Origin of the sequence: Sodalis sp. RH14 (assembly GCF_047324285.1) — a bacterium.
GTDB lineage: Bacteria > Pseudomonadota > Gammaproteobacteria > Enterobacterales > Enterobacteriaceae > Acerihabitans.
In genome coordinates this window covers 2,406,563-2,424,377 of sequence record NZ_CP178739.1, presented here as the reverse complement: position 1 = coordinate 2,424,377, position 17,815 = coordinate 2,406,563, and the positions used below count along the sequence as shown (strand labels likewise).

Below are 17,815 nucleotides of genomic sequence, written 5' to 3'. Positions count from 1 at the left end.
CCATGAGGCTGGATGGCACCTCCCAGCACCACGGATCCGTCGATTTGTCCGAACTCTTCGATGACGCCCTGCGCAAAGTGACTCCGCCACCTGAGTCATCTGCGTCTTCATCCTTCAAAGATGGCATGCTTTACAGCGGCAACCGGCACGAAAGCGTTCCCCGCGCGTTATTTCTTGATGCGCGCCTGACGCCGCTGGAGCGCAATGCCTGGCAAGTGTTCCGCCTGCAACTCAATGGCGATGGCCTCACCGCGTTCCCCACCTATGACCAGTTGCGCCCCTGGCTTGCGTCCATGCCCTGTGGGCCGCAGGCTTCGCATGAAACCGTGGCACGTGCCCTCACGCTCCTGCGGCTGACCCGCTGGCTCAGCCTGGTGCGACGTCGCCGTGACCGCAGGTCCGGCCGCATCCAGGGGAATGTTTATGTGCTGCACGACGAGCCCGTGACCCCGTTCGAGGCTATGCAACTCGATCCGGATTACCTCGGCCTGGTCAGCCAGTCGCTGACGCATGCGGCCAAGGCCGTTCAGGTCACCGGCCGCAACACGCTCAGGGAAATCGCCGCGGACCCACTGCTCAGCGGACGAACCCTACCCACTCGTCTACAGGTGCTGGCGCAACGTATGGCCCGACAGGAGGGGAACGTCACACGCGCACACGAGGCGCAGGCCGTCCACGAATCCGAAGACGGGGATGACGACCTTCTTCGGATTCGTGCTCCCCTCACTTCGGAATCCGAAGCCGGGCCGGAAGTGCCGCCTGACGCCCGTCTTCGGGATCCGAAGACGGTCCGTACAGTACGTATTACAGAAAAAGAAAAAGAAGTACGTACTGTACCGCGTGCGCGTGGGTTGCCGAACCTGAAACTGCCTGAACGTTTTCTTGCACTGAAGGAGGAACAACAGGCTGGCGCGCTGGTTGCCCTGCAACAGGTCGACTCAGGCCAACGGCAAGCCGTGCTTGACGAATGGGCGGTGCGTTGTCGCCGCGGCGCCGCGGTGCGCAACCCGGCCGGCTACCTGTTCGGCATCATTCAGAAAGCCATCCGCGGCGAGTTCAAATCATGGGTCGTCGCCCAGGCCGAGACGTGTCCGCTTGCGACACCGTCTCCGGCATCGCCCTCGGCCAACACAGCGGCGCCGCCGGCTTCCCGCGAGGCGGCCTTGCAGCATATTGCCCGGCTGCGTGCCCTGCTGCATATCCGCTCGCGTCCGGTATGCTAACGGAGATTGCCGGCGACAAGGACTGCAGGCTATCCCCGGGGGATAAGTCCGGCTCCCATGGCATATCTGGCATCGAGGAAGATGACCGGCACGCGAAGTCGGCCGGCTTCGGTGCTATCCCCAGGGGATAGCTGATTGATGCCACACCACCGAGGGATGGCGGCCGCCGATTCAGCCAATTCTCACTATCCCAAACTATCCCCAGGGGGGTAGGTCCGACCCCTGCGTCGTCCGGCATCAAGGAAGAAGCCGGCGTGCGAGGACCACCTATCCCCTGGGGATAGGTGTGATACCTGCCATGCCATCGCAAGAATCGGGATAGCGCCAAGTGCGGTTTTCCGACTGACAGCCTTCCATGCTATCGCGATGCTGGCGACTCGTTCTTCAACTGCGAGGCGTCTCCATGGCAAACAACGAACCTCTGCAACTCAACCTCGGGTCATTGCGCAGTGCGATGACACTGACGCTGCATACGCACCACGCATCCCGTATCTGGCACGGCCGCGCTGCCAGCGATGGCCGGCCCAGCATCGTTGGCCTGGCCGGCTACGTCTCGGTCATGAACAAGCTCAAACGCGGCTCGGAACAGGACGATCCCTACAGTGACGAATGGATGCTACGCATCGAGGAGAAGCTTGAGCAGACTCGCGCCACGCTGCATACCCTGCGCGAACAGGTGGATCTGGCACTGGCCGATGTTCCCGCAGCCCTGAGCCTAGGTGAGAATTTGAACGTTCAGCCGGTCAAGCTGCCGCTGTTCGTCAATTCGCAATTGGGTTTCATGGCGGTCTACCTGCTGGCGGATTTCGACGATATCGCCCGCAAGCTCATCCTGGCACATCACACCGCGCTCATCGACCGCAGCACACTGGAGCGCTGGCTCAACGATGGCGCACATGCCTTGCGCAGTCTGTTTTCATTGGCCCAGCAGTTTCGCTACTCAGGCACCACGCGCGACGATTTCGCCGCGAACAATGCCGCAGCCCGCGCCGCGCTTGAGAAATATGGGCCGCTGCCGCAGGCCGTGCTCGAAGGCACCCGACGCTCACGCTTCGCCCCACCGCTGCTGCGTCGTCCGCCGCCGTCGGCCATGACCACACGCTCAGACAGCTCAGCAACGGCTAAGGATGAGGGGGCCGTTCTCGCAACCGAGGGGGCCAGCGTCTTGGCTGAGGTATCCAATGACACAGCTGCGCCTGATGATTCCGATGATGAGGAACGATCTGAATGAGTGGCCCGAACCGTTTTGTCAGTCTGGAACAGGCGGACTTCCGCGGTCTGGAACACGCAGCCTATCTAAAAGGCCTTTTAAGACCCTTTAAGGGTAAGGGGGGTCTGGAGGACTGGGCCAGCCAGTGCCATTCACTGCGCGACAGTCTGATTGGCCTGGCGCAGCGGCGCGTTTTGTCGCAGACACACCGTCCCCCGTTCAACCTGCTGTCCATTGCCCTGGCCCAGCAGGCCACTGGCGCAGGGACCACCTTTCTGCGCTGGCGCAACCTCGACCGCTCGCGTATGGGCGTGGCGCTGTGGGAAGAACTGATGGACCGCACTTCACTCGTCGCCTTGTTGGACGATCTGCTCGCTATTGAACAGCAACGCATCGCCCTGAACATGCAAATCAGCCTGCTGCATACCCTCAGCCGCCAGGCCCAGGAATGCGCCAGCAAGATGGCCCAGGCTGAAGAGGTCTACCTGCGCCGGATGAACGCGCTCACCGACGCAGCACACTCGTATTACCGGCCACAGCCCTGATCCGCCTCGCTGCAGCACACCCGCGCAGGCTGTGACGGTGCGGGCCTTTCAACCACCACGGAGATCGCAACCATGAGCACCTATTTTATCAACGAGGGCAATATCGGCTCGCCGCCTGAGTTCAACGAATACCCGAACGGCAACGAGGAGCCACGGCGGGTACTGCGCCTCAACGTCTACTTCGACAATCCTGTGCCCACCAAGGACGGCAGTTACGAGGACCGCGGCGGTTTCTGGCGGCCGGTCGATTGGTGGCATCGCGATGCCGAGCACTATGCCACGCTGTTCCAGAAGGGCATGCGCATCGTGGTTCAGGGGCGTGAGGAGCGCGACGACTGGACCGATGAAAACAACAATGCCCGCACGACCTATCGCATCAACGCACGCAGCGTGGGGATCCAGCCCTACCGCATCGAGTCGGTCAAGCTCGCCCCGAAGTCGGCGTCCTCATCAGCATTACCCCCCACCGGCGGAGCCAGCGCCAACCGAATAGGCTGGGTGCGCAGGACGGTCATTGTGATACGGCCTTCCGTTTACCCGCAAGCTATCCCCTGGGGATAGCTTGCGCTTCTCCTAACTGACCGGACGCGCCGTAATCACTCTCTTTCGCGCCGTCTGCCCGGCACATTGTTATACAAACAGCACGCAACCTTATCTGGCAACAGGCAAATCAGCGTAGCGGGTTGTATAAGTCGGTGAGAGCATGCCCGTTTCATCACCCATGATTTTTTCTGCACACCCTGACCGGCGAACCAGACCTTGCCCTTTCTGATCTGTTTCAGCCCGTCCACCATATGCGTCAGCGCGGCACTGTTCTTTTGAGGTTGATGCTCGTCGAACAGGTTGAACTGCGCGACACCTAGCTGTAGAAGCCAGCCAGCATCACGCCGGCCTTCAAGTAACGGTGCCCTGCGTTCCAAATCCGATCGAGCCGTCTTCCAAGTCAACAACTTTGACAGCGTTTCGCTCGATAATTTTTCTCCTTTGGCGGCCGCTTATAAAGCACTTACGCTCACAGGATGCCCGGTCGGGGAAACCGTCTTGCACTTAAACAGAGCTAACTGGTTTTTATCAGATAATTTTTATCATAGGGCTGCTGCGTATGCAGCACTCCATAACATAGATAAATCAGTTTTCTCACCGCCGCGTCCAGCGCCGACATCTTGGCCTTTCCTTTCAGCAGCAGTCGCTCATAGAGCACTTTCACATGAGCGTTGCAACTGATATATAAAGCTTGGCCCTGGCCCTCATGCTCGATTGCAGCAGTCCGGCTTGAACTCCCTTGATGCGCGTACCCCCGCCAATCCCTGGCCGGCGGATCACAGACCCAACGTGTTCATGGCCCTGATGGAGAGCATAGGCAGTAATATGCTGGTTTTTGATCCTATGCCGGACAATAAAAAAAATCGCTATATCCCGAATCCAGGCGGGAGGTCACGGTCTGGGGAGTACCAGATGATTTTACCCCCCGCCTGGGGGGTAAAATTATATCGTCTACTAAAAGAAATAACCAAAATTTTATTCTTAAAATGTCAGCACAAAAAATCCATGGCTACCGTCCCGCTCCAGCTGTGCCACCAGTCCCAGCTCCCAGGAGATATAGTCCTGCATGGCCCGGGGGGAATTACCGGTGCCTTCATAGGGACGGCGGTAGCGCCGGGGCAAAGGACGCGGCGATTGGAATGCCGCTTCGTCCGGCGACAGTTCCGGCAGTGGCGCGGTCCAGGGGCCGGATACGGTAAAACCGGCATCCTCCCCGTCAAGCACCCAAACCTGCCAGCCCATTTGCGCCAGCCAGGAAGCGGTCATATCGGCACGCGTCCCGCCCCGGCCATCCGTCAGGACTATACGCGCCCCGCGTACGCTGGCGTAGTGATCGGTCTCCTGCACCAGCTGTCCGCCGGGGACCGGACGGGCCGCCGGAAAATGACCGGCGGCATACTCTTCCGGCTGTCTCACGTCAAAGACATAGGTGGTGCGATCCGGCTGTGTCAGCCAGCGCTGCAGTTCGCCGGCACCCAGACGTTTCACTCCGGCCCGATCCGCCACCCGCCTTGCGGCGACGGCGGCAACCCGGCCCGCCGTTTCGCTCACAGCGGGGTAACGGCGCCGTTGATGGTGCTCCAGCGGTAGCCCGGCCAGCATCCAGCCGATGGTGCCGTTGCGCAATGCCGCCACCGGGTTGGCAATACCGGCATTAATCAGCGACTGGGCGCCGATAATACCGCGGGTGCGTCCGGCGCAGTTGACGATAATGCGGGTGGTGGGGGATGGTACGAGATCCCGGACCCGCAATACCAGCTCCGCCCCCGGTACGCTGATACCGCCGGGGATGTTCATGGTCTGGTATTCATCGAAACGCCGAACATCCAGCACCGCCACATCCTCGGCGGCGTCCAGCAGCCGTTTCAGCTCTTCCGCCGCCAAAGACGGCGTCTGGCGGCGGTGCGCCACCAGTTCGCCAAACGCTTTGCTGGGCGAGTTGACGTCGATAAACAGTTCGCCGCCCGCCGCCGCCCAGCCGGCCAGTCCGTCCGCCAGCAAAGCCACATCCAGGTAACCCAGCGCCTGCAGCCGGCGCGCGGCGACGGCTGCCAGTCCCTCGCCGTTATCATATAGGGTCACAGGAACGGAGCGCCGGGGAATGCGCGCCATGACATCAGCCTCCAGCCGGGACAAGGGGATATTGGCGGCGAACAAGGGATGCCCTTCGGCATAAGAAGCTTCCTCGCGTACGTCCACCAGCGCCACTTCCTGCCGGTTCAACAAGGCCTGGCGAATTTCGTCCGCCTGCCTGCGGGGGAAAAGGGGGTTGGTCATGTAAAAATACTCCTGAATCAGATCAATCGAGTAGCGATATGGCTACATCAGCCATGGGGGAATCTGGCGCAGAGCGCCAATCGCTGCACTTTACCCGAGCCACCCCGAGGTAATGCCGTAACGATATAAAAACACACCGGCGCTTTGAAACTCCCCAACCGCTCCAGGCACCATGCCCGCAATCCGGCCTCATCCAGAACCATGCCGGCCCGCAATACCAGCGCCGCCGCGATATTTTGACCGTAATCGGCATCGGGTATCGCAAAAGCGGCCGCGTCACTCAGGCCGGGGAAATCCGCCAGCGCCTCGTCGATTTCCCGCGGGGCGATGTTTTCTCCGCCCTTGATGATGATCTCTTTCATCCGCCCGGTAATGAAATAGAATCCGCGCGCGTCGCGATAGCCAAGATCGCCGGTATGCAGCCAGCCGCCGGCGTCAATGGCCGCCGCGGTTTGTGCGCTGTCCAGATGATAGCCGGCCATGATGTTTGGGCCCCGCAGGAGGATTTCGCCGCAGCGATTATCCGCCAGCCGCTCCCCGCCGGGACCGGCAACGGCGGTCTCAATGCCGCAGGGCAAGCCGACGCTGCCATATACCCGGCCGGTATGGGGATTGCAGAATGCCAGCGAACCCGACTCCGTCATACCCATGCCCTCGATGACCGTTATGCCGAACCGCTGCTCGAATTGCCGGTGCCGGGCGGGCGGCAGCGGCGCGGAGGCGGAGCGGGCGAATTTGACCCAGGGATAGCGGGCATCGCCGTCGGAAGCGCCGTGCAAAAGGAAGGCTATCATGGTGGGCACCAGGTTGAGCCAGGTGCAGTGATAACGCGCCACCATGCCCCACCAGCGGGAGACGGAAAAACGCCGCGGCGCCACCAGACTGCCGCCGCTGACAAAGGGAACCAGCGTCCCGATGACCTGGCCGTTGATGTGGTAAAGCGGCAACGCGCACAGCAGACGATCCTGCGGCGTAAGCCGATGCCAACGTGCGATGCGTTCCGCCGCGGCCAGCATATTGCCGTGGGTCATAACAACCCCTTTGGGCAGGCCGGTGGTGCCCGAGGTATACATCAACAGCGCCGGGCTCCGGGCGGACAACTGCCGCGGACAGGCGGCCGGATCGTCGGCGGGGTGCGGCTTGCAGATGACCGCATCGTCCATCGGCAGGTCCCGTTCGCGGATCACCATCAAGGGACGGCCTGCCGGCGGCAGGCTGTCCAGCACCCTCCGCAGGCGAGGGGCAGACTCCCGGCTGGTGATGACGGTTTTAGTGCCGCAATGGGTGATAATCCACGCCAGGGCCGTGTCGGCGGCCAGCAAACTCAGGGGCACCGGCACGTAACCCGTCAGCATGCATGATAGGCAAAGCGCCACGGTGTCAAAGCCGCCGGGCAGCAGCAGCGCGATATGATCACCGGGCCGGTGGCCGGTGGCCATTAACCGCTCGTCCTGGCGCCGGGCGGCCAGGGCCAGCTGTGCGAAGGTGAGGGTGCGTTCGGTCTCCGGACAAATCAGGAAAACCCGATCGGCGCCCTCACGCAGATGCCGGGCCAGCACCGCCGGCAGCGAGTCGGCGGCGTCTGGCGCCGCGTCCTCCTCTTCGGTGCCTGTGTCGCCCCGCGCTGCTCTCTCTGCTTCGGCGCCGGTGTTGCCCAAGGCCGCTTCTTCGGCTTCGGCGCCGTTCACCGTTGCTTCGCCGCTGCCCTTCACGATCCCTTCCTGCGCAGATAATCGCCGAACAGCCTATCCAGCGAAGGGATATTTTCCTCTATGGGGCGCGAGATGCGGACCTTATTATAAAAATGCCGGTAATTGAGATTGTCGGAGAAGTGATTTTTGCCCCAGGTGCCGCAGCCCAGGGTCAGGGTAAAGGGCAATCCGTTATCAAAATTGCCGCCGGCGGCAAAACTGTGGGCTTGATTGACGATAACGCGGCTCACCGGCAGGGTGAGTCCCGCCGTCAGCGCCTCCGCCGGATCGGTGCCGTGCAGGCCGACGGAGTGGCCGGCCCCTTGCCAGGCATAAAGCGCCCTGACCCGGTCGCATGCCTGGTGAAAATCATCCGCCCGATAGGCGGTTAACACCGGCGAAAGTTTTTCACCGGAAAAGGGAAAGCGTTCGCCCACCCCCTCTTCCTCGACGATGAAAAAACGGGCACTCCGGCAGGCGGATCGCGTTAATCCGGCCGCTTCAGCCAGCAACAACGCGGATCGGCCCACCCGATCCCGCGCCAGCTTGCCGCCGCCGTCGGGCCAAAGGACCCGTTGCAGCCGGGCCTTTTCCCGTGCCGTCAATACCACGCCGCCCTGTGCCGCCAGGGCGTCCAGCATCGGCCGGTAGCGGCCGGACGGGATGATGATGCTGTTTTCCGCGGAACAGCTGGTGGCGTTATCAAAGGTTTTCGAATCCGCTATCTTGCGGGCGGCCGCGGTCAAATCCGCCGATTCGCTGATAATCGTGGCCACGTTGCCGACACCGACGCCGAAGGTGGGCGTACCGCTTTGCGTCGCGGCCCGGACATTGGCCTGGGAACCGGTGACGATAACCAGGTCCGCCGCGCCCATCAGCAACTGCGTGTGCTCGCGGCGGACGGGGGCGGGCAGCATTTGCACCAGATCGCGGGGAACCCGCAGGACATCCAGCTCCGGGTAGATTAGCGCCAGCAATCGGGCGCAGCTGGCGGCCCCTTTCGGCGACGGCGCCACGATAACGGCGTTGCGGCATTTCACGGCATTGATAATGTTATTGATTACCGTGGCCACCGGGTTGGTAGAGGGCGTCACGGCGGCCACGACCCCCACCGGCCGCGCAATGTCGACGATCCCGCGCTGCGGATCTTCGCCAATCACGCCGACGGTTTTTTTACCGTGCAGATCCCGCAGCAGCCCCAGCGTCTTGCGATGATTTTTGATGACCTTATCTTCGACATTGCCCAGACCGGTATCCTCTACCGCCAGGGTTGCCAAGGCCCGGTTATTGGCGGGATTGATCACCGCCCAGCCCAGGGCGCTCACCACCAAATCGATTTGCTCCTGGCTGTAACCGTCTATCCGCCGCTGCGCCTCCCGCGCCCGCGCCACCAGGGAGTGAATCAGCCGGGCCGGCGCCGTTTCCTCCCCGGCCGGGGAGAGGGAGGCCGGCGAGGGTGTCGCCGGGCTCATTTCGCGGCGGCCGGCTGCCAGACCGGCACCGCCTGGGCATTAATGTGTTTAGGCAATAATCCCGCGGCAAAAAACGCGTCGGCGATGCGCTGCTGTTCGCCGAGGCTCTCAAGGGTCACCGGTTTTACCTGATAGGTGCGATGGGCATTGGCCTGTTCCACGGTGGCCACGTCCAGATTGCCCCATAACGGTCCCAGCAATTTCGCCGCAGCGGCCGGATGGGACTTGACCCAGGCGCCGGTGTGTTCCAACTGCCGGTAAATCAGCTCCAGGATCTCGGGATGCTGCCGCGCATAGGAACTGGACGCCAGATAATAGCGCTGATAGCTGGCCAGCCCCTGCCCCGGCGCCAGCACGCGGGCATGCTGCCGGCGTTCGGCGGCGGCGACAAAGGGTTCCCAGGTTACCCAGGCGTCCACCTGCCCGGTTTCAAACGCCGCCAGGCCGTCCGCCGGGGTCAGGTAAGCCGGGGTGATATCATGGAATGTCAGGTGGGCCTTCGCCAGGGCAACGATGAGCAAATAATGGCTGCCCGCCGCTTTGGTGACCGCGATGCGTTTGCCTTTCAAATCTTCCAGGGATTTCAGCGGTGAATTTTGCGGCACCAGGATTGCCTGGGCATCCGGCGAGGGCTCTTCACGGGCAAAATAGGTCAAATCGGCGCCGGCCGCCTGGGCGAAGACCGGCACGGTATCCGCCACGTCGGCGGAGACATCCACATTACCGATATTCAGGGCCTCCAACAGCGGCAGGCCGCTGGAAAATTCATACCAGCTGACCTTAATTCCCCGGGGAGCCAGTTCTTTTTCCAGCGTGCCCTGCAATTTCACCAGGGTCAGCAAGGTGGAGGATTTTTGATAACCGATACGCAGAACGGTTTCCGCCCGCGCATTGAATTGAATCAATAAAGCCAATAAAGGAACGGCGATAAAAATAAGACGGCGCAAGGTAAACGTAAAGCGAGACATAACGGTATCCGACAAGAATAGGTAATAGTAAGCTCCAAGAGTTGCCCTGTACTGTCAAAGTATATAATCAACTTTAGATAGTCTATTTTATCCCTTAATATCCGGTCCGGTTCCCGGCCTTGCCGGCAGGCTTTCGCCAGGAGGGAAAACGCTCAACGCCGCCTTGGATCCGGCATTTTAGAAACACAAAAGCCCTTTAAGATAAACATCCATATAACAACATTACTTTATTAGAATATTTTCATACCGGCTATTAACAGCGGCCCTATATTTATGAATATGATTTTTCTTTTAGCAAAAGAATATCTATCCAAAGCTGAAAATAACATTTACCGAACAATTTCCCGCGCTGTTAGGATTTTCTTTTCACTCATAAAGATGGAAAGAAATGATGAATCTGCGCGGCGGTATTGCATTATTGCTTTCATTGGCCGTCTCGGCCGGTGCCTATGGCGCCGATACCCTGCGTATCGGCTATCAGAAATCCGGCACCACCCTGGTTTTGCTGAAAGGGGAAGGCTCGCTGGAAAAAAGCCTGGCCTCGCAGGGCATAAGGGTGAAATGGACGGAGTTCCCCGGCGGTCCGCAACTGCTGGAAGGATTGAACGTCGGCTCCATTGATTTTGGATTTACCGGCGAAACGCCACCGGTATTCGCTCAGGCCGCCGGGGCCAATCTGGTTTATATCGCCAATGAACCGGCCTCGCCCACCGCGGAAGCCATTCTGGTGCCGAAAGAGTCCGCCCTGCGCAAGGTGGGGGATTTGAAAGGTAAAAAAGTCGCGCTGAATAAAGGGTCGAATGTGCATTACCTACTGGTGCGGGCGCTGCAGGAAGCCGGCCTGAGCTATGGCGATATCACCCCGGTCTATCTCTCCCCCGCCGATGCGCGCGCGGCCTTTATCCAGGGCAGCGTGGATGCCTGGGTGATTTGGGATCCGTTCGCCGCCGCCGCCGAACAACAGCTGCAGGCGCGGACCCTGCGAAACGGCCAGGGCATCGTGGATAACTATCAGTTTTATCTCGCCACCCGGGACTTCGCCACGGCCCATCCCCGGGTGATTACCGAGCTGGTCAGGCAAATCCGGCTGGTGGATAAGAAGGCCGTTGAAGACCCCGCGGCGGTAACCCGCCAGGTGGCTCCCCTGCTGGGGCTGCCGGAGAATATCACCCGCATTGCGGTGGAACGGCAAAATTATCAGGCTGCGTTTATTACCCCGGCGGTGACCGCCGGCCAGCAACGGATTGCGGATACGTTCACCCAATTGAAATTGATTCCGCAAAGCCTGAATGTCTCACAAGCCGTCTGGACGCCGCCCGCACAGTAGCGGCGGACCGTCCGATGCGCACCTTACAGGAGCACGGGATGAAACGCATTACCCTCGAGCTTTCCGAACGTCTTGCGCCCTGGCTGCTGCCGGTGCTGTTAATGGTATCCTGGCAAGCGGCGGTGAGCGCCGGCTGGCTGTCCAGCCGGATCCTGCCGGCGCCGAGCGCGGTGGTCACCGCGGCCTGGCGGTTAATGTACAGCGGCGAGCTATGGCAGCATTTGGCCATCAGCAGTTGGCGCGCCGCGGTGGGATTCGCCATCGGCGGCTCCATCGGTCTGCTGCTGGGCTTTATCACCGGCCTGTCCCGCTGGGGGGCGCTGCTGCTGGACAGCACGGTGCAGATGATTCGCAACGTGCCGCATCTGGCGCTGATCCCGCTGGTGATTTTGTGGTTCGGCATTGATGAATCGGCAAAGATTTTCCTGGTGGCCCTCGGCACGCTGTTCCCCATTTATCTTAATACCTACCACGGCGTGCGCAATGTGGACGCCGGCCTGGTGGAAATGGCCCGAAATTACGGACTGTCGGGTTTTTCGCTGTTTTATCAGGTTATTTTGCCCGGCGCCCTGCCTTCCATACTGGTGGGAGTCCGTTTCGCGCTGGGTTTCATGTGGTTGACGCTGATTGTGGCGGAAACCATCTCCGCCAATTCGGGCATTGGCTATCTGGCCATGAATGCCCGTGAATTTTTGCAAACCGACGTGGTAGTGGTAGCCATTATTTTATACGCCATCCTCGGCAAGGCGGCGGACAGCGCCGCCCGGGCGCTGGAACGCGTCTGGCTGCGCTGGCATCCGGCTTACCAGAAGACGAGGGCAACGGCATGAGCGTTAACGTCTACCCGGTTAATCGCGGCATCCCCCTGGCATTGCGCCAATTGGAGAAGTCTTTCCATGGCCACCGGGTGCTGGGCAATGTGGATCTCGCCATCCCCGCCGGACAGTGCGTGGCCATCGTCGGGCGCAGCGGCTGCGGCAAAAGCACCCTGTTGCGCCTGCTGGCCGGTCTTGACCGGCCGGACCGCGGCGATCTCTCCTCCGGCAATGCTCCGCTGCGCGCCAGGCAAAACGATATACGGCTGATGTTCCAGGACGACCGGTTATTACCCTGGAAAAAGGTCGTGGATAACGTGGGCCTCGGCCTGGGCAAGGACGCCAGGGAGCGCGCCCTGGCCGCTCTTGACACCGTCGGATTGGCCGGGCGGGCCGGCGACTGGCCTTCCACCCTGTCCGGCGGGCAGAAGCAGCGGGTGGCGCTGGCGCGGGCTTTGATTCATCGTCCGCGCCTACTGCTGCTGGATGAACCCCTGGGGGCCCTTGATGCGTTAACCCGTATCGAGATGCAGCGCCTGATTGAGACCCTGTGGCGAGAACAGGGTTTTACCCTGCTGCTGGTGACGCACGATGTGCATGAAGCGGTGACCCTGGCGGATCGGGTCATCCTGCTGGAGCAGGGGCATATCGGCCTGGATATCGCCATCGATTTGCCACGTCCCCGCGGCCATGGGCAGGCCCGGCAGGCGGCATTGGAAAGCGAAATCCTGGAACGCATCTTTTCCAGCGGCGTTCAGGGCGCGCAGGGAGACGGCACGTTGCGCTCCGGGAGCGTTAATCAATAGACCCGCCATAATTCAAGCTGCAGGTGTGTTGGCTGTGTGACTCGGCTACTCCGTAAGCCTCGCCCTTTGGGGCCGCTGCAAGCGGCGTTTCGGATTATTGAGAGAATATAATTTTATTATTGACGACTTAAGGCAGGCAATAACGTGAAGCAAGCCCTGGTACTCTCGCCGCAGGAAGCGCGGCTGCTGCATCCCGACGGCAAGCCCGTCGCCACGGATCGGACCCATCGCCTGCTGGCCCGTATCCAGCACGCCAAACCGGCAGTCGATGTGGAACGGGCGCGCTATTTCACCGAGTCCATGGCGCAAACGGAAGGGGAATTACTGATCCTGCGCTGGGCGAAGGCGATGTATCACATCGCCGGGCATATCCAGGTGTATATCGATGAAGATCAGTTGATTGTCGGCCGGGGCGGCAAACCCGGCCGCTACGGCATTCTTTATCCGGAACTGGACGGCGATTTTCTGGAGCGGGCGCTGGAACAGCTGCCCCGGCGGGTGGAATCGCCGTTTACCGTCGAACCGGCGGAGGTGGATATCATCAAACGGGTGGTATCCCCCTACTGGCGGGGCAAAACCTACCATGAAGACCTGGCCCGCGCCCTGCCCGATGAGACGCTGCGCCTTACCTACGATCCCGCCGACGCCCTGACGTCCCGTTTTATCGTCAACGAGACCTCGTCGTTCCGGTCTTCCATTCAGTGGGTACATGACTACGACAAAGTGCTGCGGCTGGGGTTTAAGGGGATAAAGGAGGATGCACAGCGCCGGCTGGCGGCGCTGGATCCCTTCGATCCGTCGGACAATGTTGAAAAGGCACCGTTCCTGCAGGCCATTATCCTCAGCGCCGAGGCGGTGATTCTGTGGGCCGGACGCCATGCCGCGCTGGCGCGGGATTTGGCGGAACGGGAGCCCGATCCCGTACGGCGGCAGGAGCTGGAGGCCATCGCCGAGCGCTGTGCCCGGGTGCCGGAACACCCGGCGCGGGATTTTCGCGATGCGCTGCAGGCGCAGTGGTTCACCCAGATGTTTTCCCGCCTGGAGCAGAAAACCGGCACCATTATCTCCAACGGCCGCATGGATCAGTACCTTTACCCTTATTACCGGCGGGATCTCGATCGCGGCCTGCTGACCGAAGAGCAGGCCCTGGAATGGCTGGCCTGCATGTGGATCGCCATGGCGCAGTTCGTGGATTTGTACATCTCCCCCACCGGCGGCGCCTTTAACGAAGGCTACGCCCATTGGGAAGCGGTCACCATCGGCGGCCAGACGCCGGAAGGTTTGGACGCCGTCAATGCGCTATCCTATCTGTTCCTGCGATCGAAGCGGGAATTTCCGTTGCACTATCCGGACCTGGCGGCCCGCATCCATAGCCGTACTCCGCCGCGTTTTCTCTATGAAGTGGCGCAAACCATTAAAGACGGCGCCGGATTTCCAAAACTCATCAACGATGAAGAAGTGGTGCCGCTGCTGCTGGCGAAGGGGGCCGCGTTCAGCGAAGCCTATGATTTCGCGGTGTCCGGCTGCGCCGAGTGCCGGATGCCGAACCGCGATACCTATACCAGCCCCTGCGCCTATATCAACTTTCCGGCGGCGCTGGAGATGACCTTGTACAACGGCCGGATGAAACGCTACGGCGGGGAATTGCTGGGTATCGAAACCGGCGATCCGGGGGAATTCGCGGACTGGGAGGCATTCTGGCAGGCTTATGTAAAACAGCATCTGAATTTCCTTCGCCATGCGTTTATCCAGCAAAAAATCATCATTGATTTACGCGCCCGGCATTTTGCCTGGCCGCTGGGTTCCGCCCTGCACGACCTGGCGATGGACGCCGGCATGGATATCCACCAGCCGGACATCAACGGCGGTATCGATTTGGGTTATTTCGAGTTTATGGGGTACGGCACGGTCATTGATTCCCTGGCGGCAATAAAAAAATGGGTCTATGAAGAAAAACGTCTTTCCATGGGACAATTGCTGGCGGCGCTGGCCGACGATTTCAACGGCCATCCCACTGTCCGCGCCCTGCTGCGGGACGCGCCCAAATACGGCAATAACGATCCCTACGCCGACGATATCGGCAAGGCCCTGGATAAAATCTGTCTGGAATTTACCCAGCGCTATTCCCGCTCTCTGGGCGTGCATATGGATCTGCGGCTGGTGCCTTTTACCTCGCATGTGCCGTTCGGCAAGGTGGTGCACGCCACCCCCAACGGCCGCAAGGCCTACAGTCCGCTATCGGACGGTTCGTCGGCCTCCCAGGGCTGCGACAGCCAAGGCCCCACCGCGGTGCTGCTGTCCAATTACCACACCAAGAATTACCGGTTTCGCGAGCGCGCCGCCCGCTTGCTTAACGTCAAATTCACCCCCTCGGTACTGGCCGGCGAGGCGGGCACCCGCAAGCTGTGCGATTTTATCAAGGTCTGGTGCGACCTGAAGCTGTGGCATATCCAGTTCAACGTCATCAACCGGGAGACCCTGCTGGCGGCCAAAGCCGACCCGGAGCGCTTTCGCGGCCTGATTGTCAGGATTGCCGGCTACAGCGCCTATTTCACTGACCTCTCGCCGGACCTGCAGGATGATTTGATTGCCAGGACCGGCCATGAAATCTTCTGATCCGGAGGCTTTGTCGTTGCGAATCCCCGCCACGGCTTTGCCGGCTCCGTCGACGCGCCGGACCGATGGGGCAGAGACGGGCTGGATTTTCAATATACAGCGTTACTCCCTGCATGACGGTGACGGTATCCGCACGCTGGTCTTTCTGAAAGGCTGCCCGCTGCGCTGCGTCTGGTGCAGCAATCCGGAATCCCAGGGTGTATTGCCGGAAATCACGCTGGACGAAAAAAAATGCCTCGGACGGGACTGCGGCCTGTGCATCGGACAATGCCTTTCCCACAGCCTGGCGTATGGGGCCGACGGAGTTGTCCGGCTGAACACGGATACCTGCCGGCAGTGCCTGCAATGCCTGCCCGCCTGTTCCAGCCATGCCCTGCACGCCTTCGGTCAGCGGATAACGGCGGCGCGCGTGATGGATATTGCCGAGGCGGACAGCCTGTTTTATGCGCGCTCACGGGGCGGGGTTACCCTCAGCGGCGGTGAACCCCTGATGCAGGCGGATTTCGCCCTGGCCCTGCTGCGGGAAGCCCAAAAACGGCATATCGATACCCTGCTGGAAACCTGCGGTTACGGCCCCTGGCCGGCATTACGGGCGCTGGCGGGCTATTGCGACGGCGTCTATTTTGATATCAAAAACCTGAACGACGCCGCTCACCGCGGGTTTACCGGGCGTTCCAACCGCCGGATACTGGCCAACCTGCTGGCGTTGCGCCGGCAGTTTCCCCGTTTGCCGATCCATGTGCGCACGCCGCTGATCCCCGCGTTTAACGATAGCTGGGACGCTATCGCCCGCATCATTGATTTTATTCTGCCCCTGGCGGACGTCAGCTATGAAATCCTGCCCTATCACCGGCTGGGCAGCGACAAATACCGGCTGCTGGGACGGCCATACCTGCCGGGGGACATCCGACTGCCGGCGGACACCGTCGAGGAGATCATCAGCCGGGCCCGCCAGCGTCTCGGCCGCCGCTACGGCCCCGAAGGAACGAGGCCGAGTGTTGCCAACGCACCTGCAGCGTGAATGATGACGGGTATAGCTGTTTTACGCATTTGGAATGCCATATATATCAGTTGGAGCACCGGCTCCGGCTGTCCATCATAACCGTTACTCGTCGTTTTATTCAGCAGGAGCCGTCCATGAGCCTCAATCTTTTCTGGTTTCTCCCTACCCATGGCGACGGGCGCTATCTCGGCACGCCACGCGGCGCGCGCACGGTGGACCACGCTTATCTGCAGCAGATTGCCCAGGCGGCGGAACGGGTGGGTTTCGGCGGCGTGCTGATCCCCACCGGCCGCTCTTGTGAAGACTCTTGGCTGGTGGCGGCGTCGCTGATCCCCGTCACCCAGCGGCTAAAGTTCCTGGTGGCGCTGCGGCCGGGAGTGATTTCCCCTACCCTGGCGGCCCGTCAGGCGGCGACGCTGGATCGTCTGTCCCAAGGCCGGGCGCTCTTCAACCTGGTGACCGGCGGCGATCCCGACGAACTGGCGGCGGAAGGGGTATTTCTCGATCACGCCGAACGTTATGAAGCCGCGGCGGAATTTACCCATGTCTGGCGGCGGGTGCTGGAGGGCGAGACGGTGAATTTCCAGGGCAAACATGTGCAGGTGGAGGGGGCGCGCCTGATGTTCCCGCCGGTGCAACAACCTCGGCCGCCGCTTTATTTCGGCGGTTCGTCCGATGCCGCGCAGGATCTGGCGGCAGAGCAGGTGGAGCTTTATCTGACCTGGGGCGAGCCGCCGGCGCAGCTGGCGGAAAAAATCGCCCAGGTACGGGAAAAGGCCGCCGCGCTGGGACGGCAAATCCGCTTCGGCATTCGCCTGCACGTGATTGTGCGTGAAACCACGGAAGAGGCCTGGCAGGATGCCCGGCGGCTGATTGTCCATGTGGACGATGAAACCATCGCCCGCGCCCGGGCATCGTTCGCCCGGTTTGATTCGGTGGGACAGCAGCGCATGGCGGCACTGCACGACGGCAGCCGGGATCATTTGGAAATAAGTCCCAATCTGTGGGCCGGGGTCGGGCTGGTGCGGGCCGGCGCCGGCACCGCTCTGGTGGGGGACGGCCCCACCGTCGCCCGGCGCATCGCCGAGTATGCGGATTTAGGTATCGATACCTTTATCCTGTCCGGCTATCCGCATCTGGAGGAAGCCTATCGCGTGTCGGAACTGGTCTTCCCCCATCTGGACGTGGCGACGAACAGCCCTGCCGCCGCAAGCGATGCCATCCGGCCGCAGGGGGAAGTGGTCGCCAATGATTTCGCGCCGGACAAAATCCATTAAATGCTGACTAAAGTCCCCAGCGGGCATATTTTCAGCCCGGCA

Annotated in this window: 14 protein-coding genes and 1 pseudogene; 10 read left to right on the top strand and 5 right to left on the bottom strand. The window is 61.2% G+C overall.

Going from position 1 to position 17,815, the window contains the following annotated elements; all coding sequences use genetic code 11:
- Positions 1–2 precede the first annotated feature (2 nt).
- The 4 genes from ACL2XQ_RS11085 (at position 3) to ACL2XQ_RS11070 (ending at position 3,539) form a co-directional block, all read left to right on the top strand.
- Positions 3–1,223 (top strand): STY4528 family pathogenicity island replication protein, encoded by a 1,221-nt coding sequence (locus ACL2XQ_RS11085; RefSeq protein WP_413730209.1) that lies wholly within the window; start codon positions 3–5, stop codon positions 1,221–1,223.
- Positions 1,224–1,626: 403 nt separating this feature from the next.
- Complete coding sequence (locus tag ACL2XQ_RS11080) at positions 1,627–2,454, top strand: PFL_4669 family integrating conjugative element protein (RefSeq protein ID WP_413730208.1); 828 nt, start codon at positions 1,627–1,629, stop codon at positions 2,452–2,454.
- Positions 2,451–2,978 (top strand): DUF3158 family protein, encoded by a 528-nt coding sequence (locus ACL2XQ_RS11075; RefSeq protein ID WP_413730207.1) that lies wholly within the window; start codon positions 2,451–2,453, stop codon positions 2,976–2,978. Before ACL2XQ_RS11080 ends, ACL2XQ_RS11075 begins: the two co-directional genes overlap by 4 nt.
- A 72-nt stretch (positions 2,979–3,050) precedes the next feature.
- Entirely contained in the window at positions 3,051–3,539 is a 489-nt protein-coding gene (locus tag ACL2XQ_RS11070) for a single-stranded DNA-binding protein (RefSeq protein ID WP_413730206.1), read from the top strand.
- A 90-nt stretch (positions 3,540–3,629) separates the two neighbouring features.
- Here ACL2XQ_RS11070 and ACL2XQ_RS11065 read toward each other — a convergent pair.
- The 5 genes and pseudogenes from ACL2XQ_RS11065 to ACL2XQ_RS11045 all read right to left on the bottom strand — a co-directional run.
- Positions 3,630–3,915: pseudogene (locus tag ACL2XQ_RS11065) on the bottom strand (DUF4113 domain-containing protein); the annotation flags it as partial.
- 587 nt (positions 3,916–4,502) lie between these two features.
- The gene (locus ACL2XQ_RS11060) at positions 4,503–5,798 is read right to left on the bottom strand and encodes a rhodanese-like domain-containing protein (RefSeq protein ID WP_413730204.1); all 1,296 of its coding nucleotides are present in this window, start codon (positions 5,796–5,798) and stop codon (positions 4,503–4,505) included.
- Between the two features lie 47 nt (positions 5,799–5,845).
- On the bottom strand, positions 5,846–7,510 hold the full coding sequence (locus tag ACL2XQ_RS11055; RefSeq protein ID WP_413730203.1) for an AMP-binding protein: 1,665 nt from the start codon (positions 7,508–7,510) through the stop codon (positions 5,846–5,848).
- Positions 7,507–8,961: an acylating sulfoacetaldehyde dehydrogenase gene (sauS, locus tag ACL2XQ_RS11050; RefSeq protein WP_413730202.1), complete on the bottom strand. Its 1,455-nt coding sequence runs from the start codon at positions 8,959–8,961 to the stop codon at positions 7,507–7,509. Before sauS ends, ACL2XQ_RS11055 begins: the two co-directional genes overlap by 4 nt.
- Entirely contained in the window at positions 8,958–9,929 is a 972-nt protein-coding gene (locus ACL2XQ_RS11045; protein ID WP_413730201.1) for an aliphatic sulfonate ABC transporter substrate-binding protein, read from the bottom strand. The genes sauS and ACL2XQ_RS11045 overlap by 4 nt, the downstream gene beginning before the upstream one ends.
- 388 nt (positions 9,930–10,317) lie before the next feature.
- Here ACL2XQ_RS11045 and ACL2XQ_RS11040 point away from each other — a divergent pair, with 388 nt between their 5' ends.
- From ACL2XQ_RS11040 to ssuD, 6 genes are all read left to right on the top strand, one after another.
- Positions 10,318–11,256: a sulfonate ABC transporter substrate-binding protein gene (locus ACL2XQ_RS11040; protein WP_413730199.1), complete on the top strand. Its 939-nt coding sequence runs from the start codon at positions 10,318–10,320 to the stop codon at positions 11,254–11,256.
- 38 nt (positions 11,257–11,294) lie between these two features.
- The gene (ssuC, locus tag ACL2XQ_RS11035; RefSeq protein ID WP_413730197.1) at positions 11,295–12,086 is read left to right on the top strand and encodes an aliphatic sulfonate ABC transporter permease SsuC; all 792 of its coding nucleotides are present in this window, start codon (positions 11,295–11,297) and stop codon (positions 12,084–12,086) included.
- Entirely contained in the window at positions 12,083–12,877 is a 795-nt protein-coding gene (ssuB, locus tag ACL2XQ_RS11030) for an aliphatic sulfonates ABC transporter ATP-binding protein (protein WP_413730196.1), read from the top strand. The genes ssuC and ssuB overlap by 4 nt, the downstream gene beginning before the upstream one ends.
- 144 nt (positions 12,878–13,021) lie before the next feature.
- A complete protein-coding gene (locus ACL2XQ_RS11025) occupies positions 13,022–15,493 on the top strand; it encodes a glycyl radical protein (protein WP_413730195.1) in 2,472 nt (823 codons plus the stop codon).
- Entirely contained in the window at positions 15,480–16,514 is a 1,035-nt protein-coding gene (locus tag ACL2XQ_RS11020) for a glycyl-radical enzyme activating protein (RefSeq protein WP_413730194.1), read from the top strand. Before ACL2XQ_RS11025 ends, ACL2XQ_RS11020 begins: the two co-directional genes overlap by 14 nt.
- Before the next feature lie 116 nt (positions 16,515–16,630).
- The gene (gene ssuD, locus ACL2XQ_RS11015) at positions 16,631–17,773 is read left to right on the top strand and encodes an FMNH2-dependent alkanesulfonate monooxygenase (RefSeq protein ID WP_413730192.1); all 1,143 of its coding nucleotides are present in this window, start codon (positions 16,631–16,633) and stop codon (positions 17,771–17,773) included.
- Positions 17,774–17,815: the final 42 nt, after the last annotated feature.

Coding starts and splice junctions, on each gene's coding strand:
- ACL2XQ_RS11080 (WP_413730208.1), top strand. CDS start 1,627: ATGGCAAACAACGAACCTCTGCAACTCAACCTCGGGTCATTGCGCAGT.
- ACL2XQ_RS11020 (WP_413730194.1), top strand. CDS start 15,480: ATGAAATCTTCTGATCCGGAGGCTTTGTCGTTGCGAATCCCCGCCACG.
- ACL2XQ_RS11070 (WP_413730206.1), top strand. CDS start 3,051: ATGAGCACCTATTTTATCAACGAGGGCAATATCGGCTCGCCGCCTGAG.
- ACL2XQ_RS11045 (WP_413730201.1), bottom strand. CDS start 9,929: ATGTCTCGCTTTACGTTTACCTTGCGCCGTCTTATTTTTATCGCCGTT.
- ACL2XQ_RS11075 (WP_413730207.1), top strand. CDS start 2,451: ATGAGTGGCCCGAACCGTTTTGTCAGTCTGGAACAGGCGGACTTCCGC.
- ssuB (WP_413730196.1), top strand. CDS start 12,083: ATGAGCGTTAACGTCTACCCGGTTAATCGCGGCATCCCCCTGGCATTG.
- ACL2XQ_RS11040 (WP_413730199.1), top strand. CDS start 10,318: ATGATGAATCTGCGCGGCGGTATTGCATTATTGCTTTCATTGGCCGTC.
- sauS (WP_413730202.1), bottom strand. CDS start 8,961: ATGAGCCCGGCGACACCCTCGCCGGCCTCCCTCTCCCCGGCCGGGGAG.
- ACL2XQ_RS11060 (WP_413730204.1), bottom strand. CDS start 5,798: ATGACCAACCCCCTTTTCCCCCGCAGGCAGGCGGACGAAATTCGCCAG.
- ssuC (WP_413730197.1), top strand. CDS start 11,295: ATGAAACGCATTACCCTCGAGCTTTCCGAACGTCTTGCGCCCTGGCTG.
- ssuD (WP_413730192.1), top strand. CDS start 16,631: ATGAGCCTCAATCTTTTCTGGTTTCTCCCTACCCATGGCGACGGGCGC.
- ACL2XQ_RS11085 (WP_413730209.1), top strand. CDS start 3: ATGAGGCTGGATGGCACCTCCCAGCACCACGGATCCGTCGATTTGTCC.